Source organism: Dyadobacter sp. CY345 (assembly GCF_021502725.1).
Taxonomy (GTDB): Bacteria; Bacteroidota; Bacteroidia; order Cytophagales; family Spirosomataceae; genus Dyadobacter.
On sequence record NZ_JAKFFS010000001.1, the window covers coordinates 622,448 to 643,135 of the forward strand.

The window sequence follows — 20,688 nt, forward strand, 5'->3', positions numbered from 1 at the left end:
TGGCGTTATTGGTGTTCATGAACATCAATAACGCCATTTGTTTAATGAATTGTTCTGAAATGCAAGTCTGTTGTTTATAAATTCGTAATACAAAATGGTTGAGTCTTTAAGACCTAATTATTCTTGATTTCAAGCACCATTGTATAATCCGTTTTAACTTGCTCTGTATCGTTTTTTGGAACCGGTGTTACAGACTTTAAAATGAACTGATAATCATTTCCTGCAAACTTTTCATTGACCGTATCAGCCAGAAAAGCAGAACAATCACCCAGGCACATTTTTATTTTTTTTGATATGCGTCCCTCCGTTGATACGCCTTCCAATAAAAGATCCACAGCTGCATTCCCGGCCACAATACATTGAGCTCCCTCCGGACAACGGCTATCAGACACATCGAAAAAGGTGAGTGTAGATCTTGGCACGTCATTAATCACTATGGTTTCCTTATAACGAATAATTCCTTCCTCTTTTTTGTCAATAGCCGACTTTTGACAAGCAAATGATACAAGACCTGCAAAGAACATGAGGTAAATTTTTTTCATAATATTCCCGATTTTTATTGAAGACTCAGAAAGTATTGTTTGGGTTGTAAAAACGGATTGAAAAAATCTTCGAATCATTTGATCTACGGCTCGCTTTTTAACGATGTTTTTTATTGAAATATTATTACTTAAATACCAAGTCATGATTTAAGCACAATTTGTTACCTGAATTTGAAAGAAATTTTTAACCAGATCGTTTCCATTAAACTTTCGTAAGATCTTCAAGTCTAATAAGAAAATTCGTTTGCTATGAAAGACGCCGTCATCAATAACAGCTTGCTACATCTTTACCGCAGGGCCGGATTTGGGAGTATACCCGAAAAGGACATATCTATTAAGAAGGCAGTGTCAAGACTTTTTCAGGAAAGCGAAACATTTGCACCGATCAAAATTGTGCGTTCTGAATCAGAAAAAACTGAAATGTCTGATGTTATGATACCCGTGAGTGCGGTGGATATGAGAAAAGACAGGATGAGAAAAAATCGTGAAGAAATTCGTGATCTGAATGCAACCTGGATGTCTAAAATGGCCCAAGGAGAAAATGTGTTAAGAGAACAGATGTCTCTTTTCTGGCATGGCCATTTCGCTTGCCGCTCCGCGGATTCAGCCGCAGTAGAAAGTTATCTGAATACGATCAGAAAGAATGCGCTTGGTAATTTTGGAACATTATTGCTGGAAGTTTCCAAAGAGCCCGCTATGCTTCAATTTCTCAACAATCAACAAAACAGAAAAAATAAACCAAATGAAAATTTTGCCCGGGAGGTGATGGAATTGTTCACTTTGGGGAGAGGGAATTATACTGAAATGGATGTGAAAGAAGGAGCCAGAGCTTTCACCGGTTGGGGTTTTGACGGTAAGGGCGAATTTCAGTTCAGAGAAAACCTCCATGATAATAAAACAAAGAAGTTTCTGGGCAAAGAGGGGGATTTTCGGGGAGAAGATATCATAAAAATCTTACTGGAACAGAAACAGACAGCCCGGTTTGTTACTGGAAAAATTTACAGGAGTTTTGTCAGTGAAGTTCCCGATAATCAGCGGATCAATGCACTTGCCGAAGGTTTTTACAAATCCAATTATGATATCAGCCAACTGATGCGTACGATTTTCAGCGCAGATTGGTATTATGAAAATGTATCAAAAGCGATGCTCATAAAGTCTCCGGTTGAGCTGGTTGTCGGGATTCAAAGGACTTTGGGAGGTGCTGAATTCGCGGATAAAGAGCACGTGTTATATATTCAAAAAGTACTTGGCCAGGTATTATTTTATCCGCCAAATGTTGCCGGTTGGCCAGGTGGGCGAAACTGGATTGATAGTTCCAGTTTACTTTTCAGGATGCAGCTGCCATACCTTATGGCCGGCGTGGCTACCCCAAAAGTTAAGGCGAAGGAGAGTGGTGATGTAAATGACCAGACTGTGAAGAAGAAAGGTGAAAATGCAAAAATAAAAGTGGACTGGTCTAAATGGGCAAGCCGGTTTGGGAAAATCTCAGATGAAAAATTGCTCCCTTTTTTATCAGCAGAACTGCTTGCTGTTCAGCCAAAGCCATCGGTCATGACATTAATTAGCGATAAAAATAAAGACATTCCGGATAGAACGGAACGTATCAGAAGGCTCACACTCTCCATCATGAGCTTACCAGAATATCAAATCAGTTAATTCTCTTTTAAGATACTCAACGATATGAAAAGACGTGATTTTATTAAGACATCGGTTTTTGCTACGGCTGGAACCATGTTGATCCCACAATTTTTAAAAGCTCATCAATCAGGAATTGCCAAAGATGCAAACGGAAAAATTCTCGTTGTGATTCAGCTGTCGGGTGGAAACGATGGTTTAAACACTGTAATTCCATATCGAAATGATATATACTACAAGGAGCGGCCGCAAATAGCGATTGAAAAGCAGAAAATTTTAACGCTTAATGACGAGATTGGATTAAATCCTGCCCTGGAATCTTTGCGTAGGTTGTATGACGACGGGAGAGTCAGGATTTTGAATAATGTCGGATATCCCAATCCGGACCGTTCGCATTTTCGATCAATGGATATCTGGCAAACGGCGAGTAATGCAGATGAGTATTTAAGTGCTGGTTGGTTAGGGCGGTACCTCGACGCTTCTTGTTCCGGATGCGATATTAAGCCACATCACATGCTGGAAATTGATGATACGCTGAGTTTGGCCATGAAAGGTGAAAAGGCAAACGGCTTGGCCATGCTTGATCCTCGAAAACTTTACCAGCAAACCAGAAATGGCGTGGCAGGCAGTCTCGCCAAAACCTTTAAGGATCATGCAGATGAGCATAATCAGGTAAGTTATTTATACAAAACATTGGCTGATACGGAATCTAGTGCTGATTATTTATTTGAAAAGGGAAATTTAAAAGGCAGTCAGACTGAATATCCGAATACGGAACTTGGGAAGGGGCTGAAAACAATAGCAGGACTTATTACTTCCGGGGTCGATACGCAGGTTTATTATGTATCGCTTTCCGGGTTTGATACGCACATAGGGCAACGGAACCAGCAAGATCGCTTATTAAAACAATATGCAGATGCCGTCGGTGTTTTTGTTGAAGACATGAAAAAACAAGGGCAGCTGGACAGGACAATGGTGCTGACTTTCAGTGAGTTTGGCCGGCGTGTGAAACAAAATGGAAGTAACGGTACAGATCACGGAACTGCTAACAACGTTTTTTTGATCGGTGGCCCGGCTAGAAGCTCTGTTGTTTATAACGAAGCTCCTAATCTGACGGATCTTGATGGCGGCGATCTAAAATATTCTCTGGACTTCCGGGATTTATATTCTTCCTTACTGAAAGACTGGCTTGGCGCAGATGACGAAGCTATTTTAGGAAAATCGTTTGCAGGTTTGAAAGGTATTGTATAGATAAATTTTAAACAGTGATTCGTCAAAATTATATAACCAAAGAAAAAACGGTTCCTTTTCCTACATCGGAACGGACATTTAGTTGTCCTCCGTGCTGTTGGAGTATTTGGCGGGAAAGGCTTAATCCGATACCTGATCCAGTTTTTTTGGTAGTATAAAAAGGGATGAAAATATTGTCAAGCGCCTCTGGTTCAATACCATCACCATTGTCTTCCACTTCGATAATTGTGAGGCTATCAGTGACATAAGCATTAATGGAAATCATTCGGCTGGCCTGCATCGAGAAAGATTCCGAGGCGTTTTTGATAAGATTAATCAAAACCTGCTGGATTTGGCCGCTGTCTGCTTTTATGGTTAAGGTTTCGGGCTTCACATTCACCTGCCACAAAACACCAACGGCAGTGAGGTCTGTTTGCATCAGTTGAATTACCTCATGCAATAACTCTTTCACATTTAAACTGGCAAAATTAGGTTTAGGCAACGTGGTAAAGTCTCGGTATGCATTCACGAACTGCATCATACCTTTGCTTCTTTTTTCCAACGTTTGCAGTGCTTCCTTCAAATCCCCGACAGCTTCCTGATTGGTTGTGCTTTTTTCTATATCTTCATTGACAATCAGGCGCATAGTCCCGACTAAGGAAACGATCGGTGTCATGGAATTCATGATCTCATGCCGCAAAACACGTGTCAGATTTTGCCAGGATTCAACTTCCTGCTGTTGAAGTTCTGTTTGGATATTTTGTAAAACCACAATGCGAACCCATTTTCCATGCATCTGAATGGCAGCACCTTGCAGCGCAAGCGGCTGGTCGGATGGTGTGCGGTATAATTCACGGACCCCGGAATTCAGATCGGCTAAAAGTTCGTATAATCTCGGATGTTTTTCTTCAAGTTCACTTAAATTGTGAAGACGATAAATCCCCAGCATCCTAAGTGCGGCACTGTTGATAATATTAACCTGTCCTGTTCCATCGAAAGTAATAAGTCCAGTCCCGATATGCTGGACAATCGTATTCAAATATTGCAGACTTGCTTCTTTCTCTGCCCGTGCCTGCCGGAAAGCCTGTAAAACTTCGTTGAACTGCTGGTTAAGTTCCCGAAAGGTTGCGCCCATAGTATTGTCTGCGCGAAAATTGATCGTGAAATCAGAATATCGAACAGATTCCAGAAAATAGATAAGTTTTCTGTTAACCTTGGTGACGTAATTATATAGTGAAGCAGCCTGGGCGAAGACAATAATGGAGCCGAGAATGCATATTAAACCAACATTGGTATGGTAGTTCGTGAGCCAGAACAGACCGATAATCGTGAGGATAATAATGGTTATCCTCACGGCGATCATGATACTGAAATGGCGTAAACCGGTCATTTTGGAAGGTTTTAGGGAAAATTAATTTAGCAAGATCGTTTTTATTATTAAACACCAACAGACAGAATATTAAATTCTTCGAGCGACCTGAGTTTGTAATGCGCAAGATCAAATTTCGGATCATCGTAAACCTCGGCATTCGGAACGCAGATGGTAATCATTTTAGCCGCATGTGCAGAACGTAAACCGGTGAAAGAATCTTCAAAAGCGATACATTCATGTGGTGGAATTCCAAGTTTGGCAGCTGTGGTGATATAAACGGCCGGATGGGGCTTAGTGTGCTGTTCAAGCTCGCCTGAATGCCAGGTTTCAAAATAATCTACAATTTCCAGACGTCTTAAAACCGCCTCTATCAACTCCATTGGAGAGGCCGAGGCAACTGCAAGTTTCAATTTCTGATCATGAAGACTTTTTACCAGCGCCAGCGCGCCTGGCATCGGCTGAGCTTGGGCGATAATATTTCTGGTCGCAATTGTTAAAATTTCCTGCTCTAATTCATCGCGGCTGGGCGTGTTCCAGGGTTGGATACGATAACAGAATTCGAGAAATAATTTTATGGATAAGCCTGTGGTTTGAAGTTTCAGATCATGGGTTAGTTGGAAGTTTACCTTTTGCATCACTTCTGTGGCTGCCTCTGTCCAGATCGGTTCTGAATCAATAAGCAATCCGTCCATGTCAAATATTGCCGCTTTAATCATTTTAAAGAAATAGAAATTGTAAATGTGAGTTAGTAAGATCGAAGAAAGTAGCTAAGAAAAGGACTTTCTGTTTTTAATCATAATCAAAACTACTACATTCGTAATTAAGAATGGCTTTAGGGGTGTCCCAATTTGGACTGAGAAATACCCTTTGAACCTGAAACAGTTCATACTGTCGTAGGAAAAAGCGTTTATACAGAAATTTCCTTTCTGTTATCTCTTTTCGGGAACCCTCTACCTGGCGCCAATTCGGTTTGTTTATTTTCAAATCCCGATAAGATGAATTCCAAAATAGCATCAAATTTGACAGAACTCAGAGCGATATCGCCTCTTGTTCATAACATCACCAATTTTGTCGTGATGAATTTTACTGCCAACGCACTTCTGGCTGTGGGTGCCTCGCCGGTTATGGCGCATGCGGTTGAAGAAGTTGAAGATATGGTTTCGATCGCAGGTGCTTTGGTCGTGAATATTGGGACACTTTCGCCGCTATGGGTGGAAGGAATGAAGAAGGCCATGATTGCTGCCAAAAAATCAGGAAAACCAATAATTCTGGATCCGGTTGGTGCAGGCGCGACACCTTACCGAAATTCCGTTTTATCTGAATTGTTAAACCTGGTGTCACCCACATTGATCCGTGGAAATGGCTCGGAAATTCTCGCTCTCGAAGGAGCCAATGTTCAGACAAAAGGCGTTGACAGTACATCAAGTTCAACGGACAGTCTGGAGGCCGCAAGATCATTAAGTAAAAAATTCGGGTGTGTGGTCAGTGTATCCGGTGCCACAGATATTATCGTCAGCGGAGAAAAAGTAGCCTTTGTAGAAAATGGTGTGCCTCTAATGACCCGGGTTACTGGCATGGGTTGTTCAGCTTCGGCTATCTCTGGTGCCTTTTGTGCCATTCAACCAGATGTCTTTGAAGCGGCTATTTCGGCGGCTGTGACCATGGGCGTTTGCGGTGAAAAAGCATTTGAGAAATCACAGCGGCCTGGTTCGTTCCAGATCGCGTTTTTGGATGCATTGGCAGCAGTTTCGGCAGAGGAAATAGCTCGTTTGGCGGTTGTTAAGTGATTAATTGACGTTTTTCGCAAAGGTTCTGTCACCCCTTCGGGATTTTGTTTTTCGCCTATCCTTCCTTTGTTATAATAATGTCATCCTTTCGGGATTGTTATTGAGTCGAAAATTTCAGGAAGTCAGTGCGTTAAATCAAAAACGAGAATTTGAAACGTGACCTAGATATGTGTCCAAAGATATTCGTAAATGTTCTGTTACCCCGTCGGGGTTTTGTTTTTCGCCTATCCTTCCTTTGTTATAATAATGTCATTCTTTCGGGATTGTTATTGAGTCGAAAATTTCAGGAAGTCAGCGCGTTAAATTAAAAACGGGGTATTTAAAGTTAACTTAGATATGTGTCCAAAGATGTTTCTTAACAATCCAGAAGGGATGAAATTATTATAGAAACCAGGATGACGGTTTTAAGCGAAACCCCGAAGGGGTGACAGAACTCATCCATGTCAATTGGATAATTACCAACATTTATAACAATCCCGAAGTGTGAAATTATTAAAAGAGACCAGAATGACGTTTAAAAAATCGCAGCTCCCGAGTTTGTTTTAGGTGCGTTTTTTGATGCGCAAGCTGCGATCACGATAGAAGAAGTAGTGGATTTGGCGGTTGTTAAGTGATTATGAAATTTTTTCGTAAAAGCTCTGTCACCCCTTCGGGGTTTTTGGTTTCGGTTAAATATGCATTTGCTATAATAATGTCAGCCCTTTGGGATTGTTATCAGCTCGAAAATTTTAGGAAGTCAGCTCGGGAAAACAAAAACGAGAATTTTAAAATATATCGCATAAGTGCGGCAAAGCAAATTTCCTAACAATCCCGAAGGGATGAAATTATTATAGAAACCAGGACGATGATTCTTGACCAAACCCCGAAGGGGTGACAGAACTTTATAAATATCAATCGAATAACGACCAACAATTATTCAAAAAAAGAAAAAATGCAACTATACCTTGTAACGGATGAATCTGCTTGTTTGGGAAGAGATATTTTCTGGGTTGTTGAAGAAGCTGTGAAAGGCGGCGTCACCATTGTCCAGCTCCGTGAAAAATCTTTGGGAACAAGAGCGTTTATCGACAGAGCCAGGCGAATGAAAGAATTACTAGCCCCTTATAATGTGCCTTTGATCATTAATGATCGTATTGATGTCGCGCTTGCCTCAGATGCGGATGGCGTTCATGTTGGGCAAAGTGATATGCCTTATGCCACACTTAAAAACCTTATACCGCAAGGAAAAATCATCGGACTTTCTGCGGAAAAAAGGGAGGATGTTTTCGAAGCGGAAACGATGGAACTTACCTATCTCGCAGTAAGTCCATTGTTTGCAACAGATTCAAAATCAGATCATTCTGAGCCCTGGGGTATGGATGGTTTGAAATGGGTTAAAGCAAATAGTAAACATCCGCTTGTCGTAATTGGCGGATTGAATCCAACAAATACGACCGAAGTTATAAAATACGGAGCCGAAGGTATTGCAGTGATTTCAGCCATTTGCAGTGCTGAATCACCTTTCGAAGCGGCAAAATACTTAAAGTCTTTAATTATCAGGTAAATGAAAAGATATCCAACCGTGTTAACCATCGCCGGATCCGACAGTGGTGGAGGTGCAGGAATTCAGGCAGATTTGAAAACGATTGCTGCTTTGGGCGCTTATGGTACCTCGGCGATCACCGCGCTTACGGCGCAAAATACATTGGGCGTGCGTGGGATTCATGCTGTTCCTTCTGCTTTCTTGAAAAGCCAGTTGGAAGCAGTTTTTGAAGATATAAAAGTCGACGCAGTGAAAATTGGTATGATCAATACCATCGAAGCAGCCCGGATAATCGCAGAAGTACTTGATCGTTTTCAACCAGAATTTGTCGTTTTTGATCCTGTAATGGTTTCCACAAGTGGAGCAAAATTGATTCAGGATGAAACGATAGAGGTGCTTTGGGAGGAATTATTTCCACGCGCTACGATCGTTACGCCAAATCTGGATGAAGCGCAGATTCTTGTAGGTCATAAAATCACAAACGTGGATAAAATGATTGAGGCATCTAAGGAAATGGTCAACCGCGGTTGCCAGGGCGTTCTTTTAAAAGGCGGACATTTGATTGCTCCCAAACTTTTTGATGTATTCCTGCAAAAAAAAGGTGATCCCCGGATTTTTGAAAGTGAATATATTGAAAGTAAAAACGTCCATGGAACAGGTTGTACACTTTCTTCTGCGATCGCTACGTACGCTGCGCTTGGCAATACTTTGTCTGATTCTATTCTGTTGGCAAAGCAATATGTCGCTGGTGCGATTGAAGCTGGGAAAAATATAACGACAGGTTCCGGTTCCGGACCATTAAATCATTCATTTTCGGCACAGGTTATGCACGTCATTTCTATGTGATCGAATACCTTTTCTACTTAATTTATGAAATTCACAGACCATCTTTGGAACGCGGCATTGCCGGTTTTTGATAAAATAATAACACATCCTTTCAATCAGGAAATGATGTCGGGGACATTGCCAGAAGAAAAATTCAAGTTTTATATTTATCAGGATTCACTATATCTGGCCGACTTTGCGAAGGCATTGGCAACTGCGGGAACAAAGGCAAATACCAGTGAGCAATTACTTAAATTTCTGTTATTTGCCCAAAATGCGATCATTGTTGAGCGCGTGCTCCACGAAAGTTACTTTCAGGAATATGCTATCAATATTGATGGCGGAAAAGCGCCGGGATGTTTTGCCTATACGAATTATTTATTGGCTGTCAGTGCTTATGAATCATTCGAAGTGGCGGTGGCTGCATTGCTACCTTGTTTCTGGATTTATAAAAAGGTGGGTGACCATATTTTTGCAAATCAATCGACGCCAAATCCATATCAAAACTGGATTGATGCCTACGCTGGTGAAGAATTTGCAGTATCTGTGAATAACGCGCTGGATATTTGTAATATGCTGGCCGAGCAGGCTTCTGAAACAACCAGGCAAAAAATGACCGAAGCATATATCACAGCTTCCCGCCTGGAATTTGTATTTTGGGATAGTGCATACCGGCTTGAATCGTGGGACGTGTAAATCAATTAACATCTGGTAAAATCTTCCACGTGGAGAATTCTTCAATAGAATCAATATCACTTTTGGAACGGTTATTTTAATTAGGTCAATGAAAAACTATTCATAACAGACTAAATTGAAATAATCATGGAAAAGGATCTTGGCAATAATGAAGCTATAAAAAAACTAAAATCACTGGTTGAAGATATTCGTTTTTGTATGTACACAACTTATGAAAATGGGAAAATCGAGTCCCGACCAATGACAACGCTGGACGTGGATAGTGAAGGTAATGCCTGGTTTTTTACGAGCCGCCAAACTGAGATTGGAAGAGAGACGGACAATGGGGAGTCGGTTACGCTAATTTATTCTCATCCCGGCGATAATACTTATCTAAGTGTTTCAGGAACAGCGTCAATCGTTCACGATGAAGCAAAAAAGGAAGAATTGTGGAGCCCGCTTTCCAAGGCGTGGTTTCCCGAAGGCAAAAATGATCCGAACCTGGTTGTATTGAAGGTTACAACAGATGAGGCGGCATATTGGGACAGCCCATCATCAAAAATGGTTGTTTTCTTTTCAATGGTAAAAGCAGCTGTTACCGGACATCAAACCGATCCGGGAGATCATGGAAAATTGAATCTTGCATAAGTCTATGACTGGAAGTAAGTTGTGAAACATTAAACCGCCATCACTATTCTGTTTGAGAATATTGATGGCGGTTTACTTTTAACAACTTTTAGGCTCAACATAAAAAAACCGCTGATCGTAAATTCTACGATCAGCGGTTTTCTTATGGCCAGGATTCAGAATTATTCCTGGCTAGCTTCTTCGTTGACATAAGCCTCAGCTAAATCTGTCAATTTATGATCTGTGGCTCCCTCTTCGTCCAGTGTGGTTTGAAGGATTTTAGCAACTTCTTCATGACCAAGTGTTCTTGCGATGTTACGAAGTGTACCGTATGATGCAATCTCATAATGCTCTACCTTCTGAGCAGCCATGATCAAACCACAGTCGCGAACCATCGTTCCCTTGTCTGTACTTTCTATAATTTCTTCTCCTTCTTCAAGCAAACCTTCCATTGCAGCACATTTTTTCGCCTGCGCTTTCTCGCCAATCAGACCAAAAATTTCTTCCAGACGTGCTGCATGTTCTGCGGTTTCAGTAGTATGCATTTCAAACGCAGCTTTCAATTCATCCGAAGTTGCCGCTTTTGCCATTTTAGGTAAAGCCTTTGCCAGATGTTTTTCAGCCCAATAAATATCTTTCAATCCGTCAACAAAAAGTTCTGTCAGTTTTTCCTGATCAGCTTCATTAATTTTTTTTGTGGATTTGCTTTTTGCAGTTTTCATAATTGTAATGATTTAATTACTAGTTAATTGTAAGTAGTTGAAGTGTCCAATAATACTGGTAATGTATAAATATCTGTACCAGTAGCAGGATAATTAGGAGAGCTGAATTAGGCTACTTTAATGAAGAGATATATCCCCAATTTTTCAAATATTTTACAGAAAGCGCAACAATGTGCTCATTATCTGACGGCGATTCGGAGGTCAGATATAGTTGGGCATTATAGAATATAAAACAAAGAAAGGCCACAGAATATCAATTCTCTGTGGCCTTTCAAGCTCAATCATTCTATCATTCACTCATTCAAAATTCCATCATTTGTTTTCAAACCAGATGGTCATTTCATTGGCGCCACGGTTTGCCCAGGCGTAGTAAGGAATGAGTGTGGCAGATTTATTTCCAATGGATTTTAAAACGGTTAAACCGCCTAAAAAATCTTTCTGGTATTCTGCGTTAAAATTCTGATCATTGCTGATTGCTATGGAAAGTGCTTTTCCGTCGTTGTCTTTCCCCTCCGCACAATATAGAACCGGACCGCGTTCAATTGCTATTTTACCATTGTTGTTCTTAATTTTTTCATTCGCAAGCACTTTCCTGACTGGCATATCCAATGCAACTGTGACTACATCTCCCGATTTCCACGTACGAGATAATTTTAAATATCCGTTTTCAACAGTAACAGGTGTATTTTTTCCATTGATGGTAACCTGAACCGCCTTGGTTTCCTTATTTTGATAAGTGTACAAATCGCCGGGAATCGCCTGTGCATTTGCCCAGCCAGGAATCCTGATCGATAACGGAAATGCGGAAGTTTGGGAGGGAGTGACAGTGATTTTCACATTTCCATCCCAGGGATAATTTGTCTTCTGGTTGATTTTAACGGATGCATTGTCAAGTTTCAGCTCCGACTCGCTGTCCATAAATAAATTGACGAACACCTCGTTTGCTTTTGTTGCATAGACATAACCAGGAAGTGAAGGCAAAAAGCGGGTAACATTTGTAGGGCAACATGCGCAGCCAAACCACTCATGGCGCGTTGCACCTGTTCCTCTCCCGAAGTCATTAATTCCATTGGAAGCCATGGGATTGACATAGAAAAACTGGTTTCCTGAAATAGACATTCCACCTAAAAATCCGTTATAAAGAACGCGTTCAAAAACATCCATATATTTGGATTCTCCGGTATAAAGGAACATTTTGTGGTTCCAGATCAGGTTGGCAACGGCAGCACAAGTTTCTGCATAGGCGTTATCATTAGGCAAAACATACGCCGCGTCAAAAGCCTCGCCATCCTCTCTTGCACCTACGCCACCTGTAACATATTGTTTTTTGGTAGTCGCGTCTTCCCAGATTTTATGAATTGCATTACTGTAAGAAGGATTGTCTTCAATCGTCAGCATATCCGTGATCGCAGCGTATAAATATTGGGCACGCACGGCATGGCCAACTGCCTCACTTTGTTTTACAACAGGTTTTTGATCCTGAAAATAGGAGGGGCCGAGACGATGTTCATCCAAAAATAAAGGTCGCTTGTCTGAACGCCCACGCATGTCGACAAAGAAATGTGCGAGATCCAGATACTCTTTTTTATTTGTTGTCCGGTATAATTTAAGTAAGGCTATTTCAATTTCTTCATGCCCTGGCACGACGATCATTTGTCCTGGTTTTGGACCAATGGTGCGTACCAAATGATCTGCATTTTTAGTCGCAACATCCAATAACGACTTTTTTCCTGTCGCCTGATAATGTGCAACGGCGGCTTCATAAAGATGCCCCACATTGTAGAGCTCATGGCTGCCGTTCTCGAAAGAGTATCGGGTTGGTCCGGCGATCCAGTCATAAGAACCGGTTGTATCTTTGTTAATTGTCCGGATCGTATACATATATCCATCCGGTTCCTGAGCAGCTGCAAAAAGTGTGATCAGACTATCCAGATATTTATCCAGCTTCGGATCGTAATGATTTTGCAAAGAATATGCAGCGCCTTCGACAACCTTAAAAACATCAGAATCATCAAATCGTGTACCTTGGAAAACGCCTTTTTGTAATCCTCCGGCAACGGCGAAATTATCAATCCGGCCAGTTTCTTCGCATTGATGAAACACATGAGGCAGCATTACATTACGTCCCGTTTCAAGTCTCTCATGCCAGAAACCCTGGCTTAGTTTAACATTTTTTAATGGTACGGATTGGATTGATTTATTTTGGGCAACACTAATTTGCGTTATAAAAAGAAGAAAAATCAGCTGGCAATTCTTTATCATTATTTATGGATTGAAATGAGAAGTTGTTTCTAATAACGATAACAGGGCGTAAAAAATATGCCAGAGGGGGCTTTCGGCTTTCGGCGGTCGGCTTTCAGATCCGGATAGTTAACCTTTGTTATCCCTTACTGATAATCAAACTTGCTCTGGCAGATTGACGACTTTTCTTAATGTTTACAATCCATATTTTTCCATACGTCTATACAAGGCCGCGCGGCTCAATCCTAATTCCCTTGCTGCATCGGTAATATTTCCATTGAAACGTTTCAGCGCCTGAACGATCATATTTTTTTCCATATCTTCCAGATCAAAACCTGTGGCAGTCGTTGGCTGTCCTCCCGAACTTTTCAGGAAAAGATCATCGGGTTGTAAGGTTTTTTCCTGGGATAAAATCACAGCTCTCTCAATCGCATGCTGCAACTCGCGAATATTCCCTGGCCAGTTATATTGCTGCATTTTTTTAATTAATGCGCTGCTGATATCAGTAACCGGGCGGTTGTATTTTTTTCGAAATTGTTTAAGATAAAATTCAGCAAGCGGCGCGATATCTTCCGGACGATCTCGAAGCGGAGGCAGATCAAGCTCAATGGTATTGATCCGGTAAAATAAATCCTGACGAAAGCTTTTGTCGCCCACCATACTTTCAATATTCATATTGGTAGCACAGATAAGCCGCACATCCAGCGGAATTGACTTGTTGGAACCTACACGCGTTACTTTTCTTTCCTGCAAAACCGTTAGTAATTTAGCTTGAAGCGAAAGTGTCAGGTTCCCGATTTCATCCAAAAATATGGTTCCTCCTTTGGCCTCTTCGAAACGGCCGGCGCGATCTTCTTTTGCGTCGGTAAAAGCACCTTTTACATGTCCGAATAGCTCGCTTTCAAAAAGTGAATCACTTAACGCACCCAAATCCACAACGACAAACGGTTTTTCTGAGCGAAGAGAATGTTGATGTAAATGACGCGCCAATTGCGTTTTTCCGGTACCATTTTCGCCTAAAATCAAAACATTAGCATCCGTTGCAGCAACACGTTCAGAAGTTTTTAAAACATGCTGCATCGCTTCACTTTGACCAATAATGGCATCAGATGACGATTTTTCTTTTTTGCTATCCGTTTTTTCTTCTGTTGCGGAAGCTAATTTTTCGCCCTTTTTCTCTTTCAAAACATCCTCGATCGTCGCAACGAGTTTGTCATTTTCCCATGGTTTTAAAACAAAATCAGTAGCTCCTGATTTAATCGCGCGAATGGCCATTTCAATATCGCCATAAGCGGTGATCATGATCACTTTTATAGTTGGATTAATATCCAGAATTCTGTCCAACCAATGAAAACCTTCACGGCCACTATTCACATCACGCGTGAAATTCATGTCCAGAAGAATCAGATCATAGGTATTATTAGTTACCAAAAAAGGAAGTTTTTGCGGATTTTTCTCAATGTCAACCAGTTTTGCGTGGCGTTTTAAAAGAAGTTTTGCTGCACTTAGAACGTCAACATCGTCGTCAATGATCAGTATTTTGGCTTCGGAGAGGAGCATATGAGTAGACTTGGCTAAATAAATTATGGCTAATGTTTTTGCAGCTGAACCGCAACGATAATTAAATCATTAAGCAATATTGCCTATTTTTTGTGTAAATTTTAAGTTTGGAATGCAGGAATTATAATCTTTCAGGTCGATAAACGAGAAGGATATGCAATGAGCGGTCGGCTTTCGGCAATCGGCTGTCAGATTATGGATTTCAGAATTGACCCAAATTGGCTCATTATCCTCATTAATACCTGTTTTTCTGCTTGTCCGAAGCCGAACAAAAGTGTCCGATAACGAACAGGTACGCATATATAAGAAGATTTATTTTTATTGATTATCAGTGAGTTGTGATGTTTTGAAGCTCCTGGCATAAGGATTGGATATAAAAGGGAAACGAGATATTCAAAGATAAAAAATAGCCTGACAATATAATGGAAGTTAAAACACCAGTTTCCGGAAGTAATGGATCAAATTTCACAGGAGGTTCAACGATGGACAGACAGAAACCAAAGAAATTCTGGAACAGCCGCCGTATTGGCATCATCGCAGGAAGCGTTTTGTTGGTTAGTTTTTTGGTATACCAATTTTTCTTTGCGGATACAAGAAGTAAGCTGAACGTTCAGCAGGATAAGCTTACTGTCTCAACTGTGAAACAGGGTGAATTTGATGAATTTATTGTTGTTACCGGCGTTGTACAGCCATTAAAAACAATTCAGCTTGATGCGATCGAAGGTGGTTACGTTACTCAGAAACTTATTGAAGGCGGTAACATGGTAAAGCAGGGCGACGTACTTCTGAAACTGGAAAACCAGAGCTTGAAACTTAGTTTCCTTCAATCTGAAACGGAAGCCAGCCGACTGGTAAATGATCTTCAAAATACACGTCAGCGTTTAAGAGTTGAGCGTTTTTCATTACAGAAAAGTCTGAGTGAGCTGGATTTTCAAATCGATCAGGCCAAAGATGCGCATGACCGTAACATCAAATTATACAAAGACAAGGTTATTCCTGACGCGGAATTTCTCAAAACAAAACGCGAGCTGGAACGTCTGACAAAACAACGTGAAATCGAGATTGAATCGCAGAAATATCAGGAGGAAAATGCTAAAATGCAGATTACCCAGTTGGAAGGAACACTTTCCAATACCAAGAAAAACGTAGATCTGTGGAGACAAACACTTGATAATCTGGTTGTGAAAGCACCGGTTTCAGGTATGCTTTCATCCATGAATGTGGAAGTTGGTTCGAATATTAATCAGGGTCAGAACATTGGACAAATTGATGATTTGAATGGGTTCAAAATGCGTGTGAGCGTTGATGAACATTATATTTCCAGGATCTTCGCCGGATTGCAGGGAAGTATGGATTTCAATGGAAAAGCTTATAATCTGAAAATTATCAAAATATATCCGGAAGTATTGAGCGGGCGATTTGAAGTGGACATGGAGTTTGAAAAAGGCGGGGCTCCCGAATTGATCAAACGCGGACAGTCAGCACCTATACGATTGCAACTTGGACAACCTTCAAAAGCAACCTTACTGCCAGTCGGTGGATTCTTCTCTGAAACTGGTGGAAACTGGGTGTATGTTGTAGGTTCGGACGGTAAACGTGCAGCCAAACGCAAAATCACACTTGGTCGTAAAAATCCTGAATATTTCGAAGTACTTGAAGGATTGCAGCCAGGTGAAAAAGTAATCACAAGTTCGTACGAAAACTTTGGAGACAATGAAGTACTGGAATTTTAGTGTAGCAGTTGGCTTTTAGGGATTAGCTTTTAAGGTTGATAATTGAAACCAGACGCCAGCTCAAACTGATTTTAAAAGATCTCAAAATTCCAAACAGAAAGTCATCAGATTCAAAGATAGTCACGAAATAAATTAACAAGCCAACACGTAAGAAATACCCATAACCAAGCTAAAAGCCAAAAGCTAATAGCAAACAGCCAAAAAAATATGATCAAAATTGACAACTTACAGAAAGTTTTTTCTACGGAAGAAGTAGAAACTACCGCCTTAAACGGTATCGATCTGGAAATTAAAGACGGAGAATTTGTCGCTATCATGGGACCGTCCGGATGCGGAAAATCTACGCTTCTGAATATACTTGGCTTGTTGGATAATCCAAGTGACGGATCGTATGAATTCTATGGCACAGAGGTTGGGAAAATGTCTGAACGCCAGCGTGCTCAGATTCGTAAGGGAAACATCGGTTTTGTATTTCAAAGCTTTAACCTCATTGATGAACTTACGGTTTATGAAAATGTTGAACTTCCTCTGTTATATCTAAAAACACCTCCTGCGGAACGGAAAGAAAAAGTGGAAGCCTCCCTTACCCGCATGAATATGATGCACCGTCGCAACCACTTTCCACAGCAGCTTTCAGGTGGACAGCAGCAACGTACAGCCATAGCCCGTGCAGTAGTAGCCACGCCGAAAACAATACTTGCGGATGAACCGACAGGTAACCTTGACTCAAAAAATGGTGAAGAGGTGATGGCTTTACTAAGTCAGTTAAATGCGGCGGGGACCACAATCATCATGGTGACTCACTCTCCGTATGACGCTGGTTTTGCACATCGTATCGTGAATCTGTTTGATGGTAAGGTAGTTACTGAAAAAATTCACGTTTAGTTAAATAAGAAAATATTTACCGTTTTTCTCCTTCATAAATATGTTTAGTATTTTAATCTTCTGAAATACTAAACACCATTTATAATCATTAGCTGGTAAAAATTTTGATCTGAAAAAGGATTTTCATCTTTCAGATCAAAAATTTTACTTGAAGTGTTTGACGTCCAATCGTTGAAAGCCATACTACTAACATGATCAAGAACTACCTCAAAATCGCCTGGAGAAATCTTTGGAAACATAAGGTTTATTCATTGTTGAATATTCTCGGTCTAGCGACCGGGATAACGGCTTGTATCATCATCATGCTTTTTGTTTTTTATGAAAAAAGCTTTGATGTTATGCACAGCAAGAATATCTACCGGTTGGATGAAGTTCAGAAATATGAGGGAATGGTTGCCCCGCAGAATGTGGCCTTGTCAATGTACCCCATGGGGCCAACGCTTAAAAGTGATTATCCGGAAATCCTGAATTATGCGCGGATAAGTACAATGGGGAAAGTTAAGGTTTGGTATAACGATAAAAGACAGATCTTGAATTCGGGCTATTATGTTGATTCTACATTTTTGCAGATGTTTGATTTTCATTTGTTAAAAGGAGACAAGAATCTGGTATTGCAGAAGCCGAACAGCGTTGTGCTAACAGAAGAAAATGCGCTCAAAATTTTTGGAAAGGAGGATCCTATCGGTAGAAATGTTACGGTTTACGGTGGCGATACCACGACGTTTGTGGTTACAGGTGTGCTCGCAAATGTTCCCAAAACATCACATTTACAGTTTGACGGCTTGTTTTCTTTAAGCACTTTTGCCAAACCTGATCTGATGAATAACTGGGGAGGAAACTGGATGGTAACTTACCTCGAATTGTCAAAAGATGCTGACGTCGCCTCGCTTGAAAAACGTTTCCCTGATTTTTTGAAAAGGAACATGAAAGAAGGCGGCTGGAAGTTTTATGAGCTTTTCCTGCAACCGCTGAGGGAAGTCCATTCCAATTCAACCAACATCACCCACGACTATCAGAATTACCAGAAATTTGATCAGAATTACACCTACGTGTTTTCAGTCATTGCGTTCATCGTTTTGCTGATTGCTTGTATTAATTTTATGAATCTTTCGACGGCACGTTCGGCTGGAAGAGCCAAGGAAATTGGTATCAGAAAAGCAAGCGGATCCGGGCGTTTCCAACTGGGTTTGCAGTTTCTCGGCGAATCTGTTATGTTATGTTTTTTTGCATTGCTGGTCGCTATTCCCTTTGTGTATTTATTGCTGCCATATATAAATGAACTAAGTCAAAGGAAACTGGAATTCTCCATTTTTAGTCAGCCATTATTACTGATCTCATTGCTGGGCGGTGCAATTGTTGTCGGTATCATTTCCGGACTTTATCCCGCGGCTTATCTTTCTTCATTTAACGCTGCAACTGTTTTAAAAGGAACCATGCAGACGGCTGGTAAGAAATTATCATTTCGAAATGTGTTGGTAGTCGGACAGTTTGCCGGTGCTATATTTCTGATGATCGCAACAGTTCTGACGGTCCGCCAGCTGAATTATATGCAAAAGGCGAACATTGGATTCGACCGTGAGCAGGTTGTCACGATTCCGCTAGGTATGGAAGGGAATAAAAACTATCAGGCGTTGAAAGATGCCTTACTGTCAAAAGCTAATATCGTTGCAGTGACCGCTTCCCGACAAAAATTGGGAAATAATATGCACCAGACCGGCGTGAGATTCCATGGAGATGGGCCAGTCCGTGAAATGGCGTCATCCCAGGTTGTTGTTGACAAAGACTATCTGACTTTATATAAAATCCCTCTGGTCGCTGGCCGGAATTTCGCGAAGGAAGGTGATTCCGATAATGGAAAAGCATATATCGTCAATGAAACCATGGCCAAAGAATTGTTGAAGGAAACGCCGGGCAAATCGCTCGATTATTTGATCGGTAAAAATTTCGGTTTTGGCGGAATGGATTCTGTCGGTGTTCTGATAGGTGTTGCCAAAGATTTCAATTTTAATTCGCTTCATCACAAGATAGAAACGCTGTGTATTTTAAATAATAATGATTGGGGATTTGGTGAAATGTCTGTGAAGGTAAACAGCAGCAAGGCTAAGGAAGCCATTGCAGATATCCAGTCAACCTGGAAAGAAATTGCTCCGAACGACGATTTTGAATATGAATTTCTGGACGATCACTTTGCTGAATTATATCGTGCGGACAATACATTAAGCGAAATTGTGGGAATACTGGCCATGCTGGCGATCCTGATTTCCTGTTTAGGATTATTTGGTCTGGCATCCTTTTCAGTGGAGCAGCGTGTGAAAGAAATTGGCGTCCGCAAAGTGTTAGGCGCTAGTGTCGTTCAAATTGTTAACCTGATCTCTCAGGATTTTCTTCGGTTGGTCATCATTGCTTTTGTCATCGCGGCACCGCTGGCCTGGTTCGGAATGAGTAAATGGCTTGAAGATTATGCATACCGGATCGATATTTCCTGGTGGGTTTTCGCGCTCGCCGGCGTTCTTGCCGTTGCTATTGCACTCATGACTGTCAGTTTCCAATCGATAAAAGCTGCCTTGAAAAATCCGGTAAAGTCGCTGCGTAGCGAGTAGGTTGTAGTGGTTAGACGGTTAGCCACTGCTGGCGATTTTCGTAGCTATTTTAACGATAGGTTTTCAAAGCGTAAAACCGCAATGCCGGCTCCGGTGAAGAGTTTGAAGTCTGAGTAGAAAATGTTAAATTCACTAATATTTTGTAAATTTAGTGTTGGAGCTTTAAAATAATCGCGATGCAAACCAAGACAATTGATAACGAAATTGCCCTGTATCTTACATTTCTCGACAAAGACGAAAAGGAATCGATTCTTGGAGTAATCAAATCGTTTCTGAAATCAAAAAATAAGGAAAACGATAGGGTCTCAATTGAGCAATACAACAATGAGCTGGATGAGGCGGTTGAGAGGATTAAAAATGGGGTTCATTTGACTCAAGAGGAGGTTGAAAATCAATCGGGTAAATGGTAGATCATTATAGTGTTGTATGGGATAAAAATGCCTTGGAACATTTATCAGAAATATATCATCACATTTTAAAAGACTCTTATCAAAATGCTCAAAAAGTAAGATTGAAAATTTTGGAACAAACAGCACAGCTAAAAGAGGAGCCGTGGCGTCATAATGCAGATAAACTTAGATTGGATAAGAATCCAGCTTTTCGCGCATTCGAAATATACAGATTTAGGATTACTTATTACATTAATAAAGATGCCAAATCGGTGAGCATATTAAGAGTGCGTAGTACCTGGCAAGAACCGTTGTTGTATTAGTTTTTCAAGTTACATAAAAA

Annotated in this window: 18 protein-coding genes and 1 riboswitch; of the genes, 12 read left to right on the forward strand and 6 right to left on the reverse strand. The window is 40.9% G+C overall.

Features of this window, described 5'->3' with window-relative positions; genetic code table 11:
* Positions 1-113: 113 nt before the first annotated feature.
* Entirely contained in the window at positions 114-542 is a 429-nt protein-coding gene (locus tag L0657_RS02715) for a hypothetical protein (RefSeq protein ID WP_235148858.1), read from the reverse strand.
* Positions 543-791: 249 nt separating this feature from the next.
* On the opposite strand from L0657_RS02715, the gene L0657_RS02720 reads away from it, so the two are divergent.
* Complete coding sequence (locus L0657_RS02720) at positions 792-2,198, forward strand: DUF1800 family protein (protein ID WP_235148859.1); 1,407 nt, start codon at positions 792-794, stop codon at positions 2,196-2,198.
* Between the two features lie 24 nt (positions 2,199-2,222).
* The gene (locus L0657_RS02725; protein WP_235148860.1) at positions 2,223-3,428 is read left to right on the forward strand and encodes a DUF1501 domain-containing protein; all 1,206 of its coding nucleotides are present in this window, start codon (positions 2,223-2,225) and stop codon (positions 3,426-3,428) included.
* A 28-nt stretch (positions 3,429-3,456) separates the two neighbouring features.
* On the opposite strand, the gene L0657_RS02730 is transcribed toward L0657_RS02725, so the two are convergent.
* A complete protein-coding gene (locus L0657_RS02730; RefSeq protein ID WP_235148861.1) occupies positions 3,457-4,797 on the reverse strand; it encodes a PAS domain-containing sensor histidine kinase in 1,341 nt (446 codons plus the stop codon).
* 47 nt (positions 4,798-4,844) lie between these two features.
* The gene (hxpB, locus tag L0657_RS02735) at positions 4,845-5,495 is read right to left on the reverse strand and encodes a hexitol phosphatase HxpB (protein ID WP_235148862.1); all 651 of its coding nucleotides are present in this window, start codon (positions 5,493-5,495) and stop codon (positions 4,845-4,847) included.
* A 108-nt stretch (positions 5,496-5,603) separates the two neighbouring features.
* Positions 5,604-5,696, forward strand: a riboswitch (TPP riboswitch).
* A 78-nt stretch (positions 5,697-5,774) separates the two neighbouring features.
* Between hxpB and thiM the strand changes: the two genes are divergently transcribed.
* From thiM to L0657_RS02760, 5 genes are all read left to right on the forward strand, one after another.
* The gene (gene thiM, locus L0657_RS02740; protein ID WP_235148863.1) at positions 5,775-6,566 is read left to right on the forward strand and encodes a hydroxyethylthiazole kinase; all 792 of its coding nucleotides are present in this window, start codon (positions 5,775-5,777) and stop codon (positions 6,564-6,566) included.
* Positions 6,567-7,497: 931 nt separating this feature from the next.
* Positions 7,498-8,109: a thiamine phosphate synthase gene (gene thiE, locus L0657_RS02745; RefSeq protein WP_235148864.1), complete on the forward strand. Its 612-nt coding sequence runs from the start codon at positions 7,498-7,500 to the stop codon at positions 8,107-8,109.
* Complete coding sequence (gene thiD, locus L0657_RS02750; protein ID WP_235148865.1) at positions 8,110-8,934, forward strand: bifunctional hydroxymethylpyrimidine kinase/phosphomethylpyrimidine kinase; 825 nt, start codon at positions 8,110-8,112, stop codon at positions 8,932-8,934.
* 24 nt (positions 8,935-8,958) lie between these two features.
* On the forward strand, positions 8,959-9,609 hold the full coding sequence (tenA, locus tag L0657_RS02755; RefSeq protein WP_235148866.1) for a thiaminase II: 651 nt from the start codon (positions 8,959-8,961) through the stop codon (positions 9,607-9,609).
* 126 nt (positions 9,610-9,735) lie between these two features.
* Entirely contained in the window at positions 9,736-10,236 is a 501-nt protein-coding gene (locus tag L0657_RS02760) for a pyridoxamine 5'-phosphate oxidase family protein (protein ID WP_235148867.1), read from the forward strand.
* Between the two features lie 161 nt (positions 10,237-10,397).
* Here L0657_RS02760 and L0657_RS02765 read toward each other — a convergent pair whose 3' ends face one another.
* The 3 genes from L0657_RS02765 to L0657_RS02775 all read right to left on the reverse strand — a co-directional run bounded on the left by L0657_RS02765 (position 10,398) and on the right by L0657_RS02775 (position 14,738).
* A complete protein-coding gene (locus L0657_RS02765) occupies positions 10,398-10,937 on the reverse strand; it encodes a ferritin-like domain-containing protein (RefSeq protein WP_235148868.1) in 540 nt (179 codons plus the stop codon).
* 312 nt (positions 10,938-11,249) lie between these two features.
* A complete protein-coding gene (locus L0657_RS02770; RefSeq protein WP_235148869.1) occupies positions 11,250-13,199 on the reverse strand; it encodes a glycoside hydrolase family 127 protein in 1,950 nt (649 codons plus the stop codon).
* A gap of 174 nt (positions 13,200-13,373) precedes the next feature.
* The gene (locus L0657_RS02775; RefSeq protein ID WP_235148870.1) at positions 13,374-14,738 is read right to left on the reverse strand and encodes a sigma-54 dependent transcriptional regulator; all 1,365 of its coding nucleotides are present in this window, start codon (positions 14,736-14,738) and stop codon (positions 13,374-13,376) included.
* 482 nt (positions 14,739-15,220) lie between these two features.
* Between L0657_RS02775 and L0657_RS02780 the strand changes: the two genes are divergently transcribed.
* From L0657_RS02780 to L0657_RS02800, 5 genes are all read left to right on the forward strand, one after another.
* Positions 15,221-16,471, forward strand: coding sequence for an efflux RND transporter periplasmic adaptor subunit (locus tag L0657_RS02780; RefSeq protein WP_235150420.1), 1,251 nt, complete (start codon positions 15,221-15,223; stop codon positions 16,469-16,471).
* A gap of 207 nt (positions 16,472-16,678) precedes the next feature.
* Positions 16,679-17,356 carry an ABC transporter ATP-binding protein gene (locus L0657_RS02785; protein ID WP_235148871.1) on the forward strand — a complete coding sequence of 226 codons (678 nt, stop codon included), beginning with the start codon at positions 16,679-16,681 and terminating at the stop codon, positions 17,354-17,356.
* A 191-nt stretch (positions 17,357-17,547) separates the two neighbouring features.
* Positions 17,548-19,956, forward strand: a complete 2,409-nt coding sequence (locus L0657_RS02790) for an ABC transporter permease (protein WP_235148872.1) — start codon at positions 17,548-17,550, stop codon at positions 19,954-19,956.
* A gap of 176 nt (positions 19,957-20,132) precedes the next feature.
* Entirely contained in the window at positions 20,133-20,366 is a 234-nt protein-coding gene (locus tag L0657_RS02795) for a hypothetical protein (RefSeq protein ID WP_235148873.1), read from the forward strand.
* A complete protein-coding gene (locus L0657_RS02800; protein WP_235148874.1) occupies positions 20,360-20,668 on the forward strand; it encodes a type II toxin-antitoxin system RelE/ParE family toxin in 309 nt (102 codons plus the stop codon). The genes L0657_RS02795 and L0657_RS02800 overlap by 7 nt, the downstream gene beginning before the upstream one ends.
* The last annotated feature ends 20 nt before the right edge of the window (positions 20,669-20,688 follow it).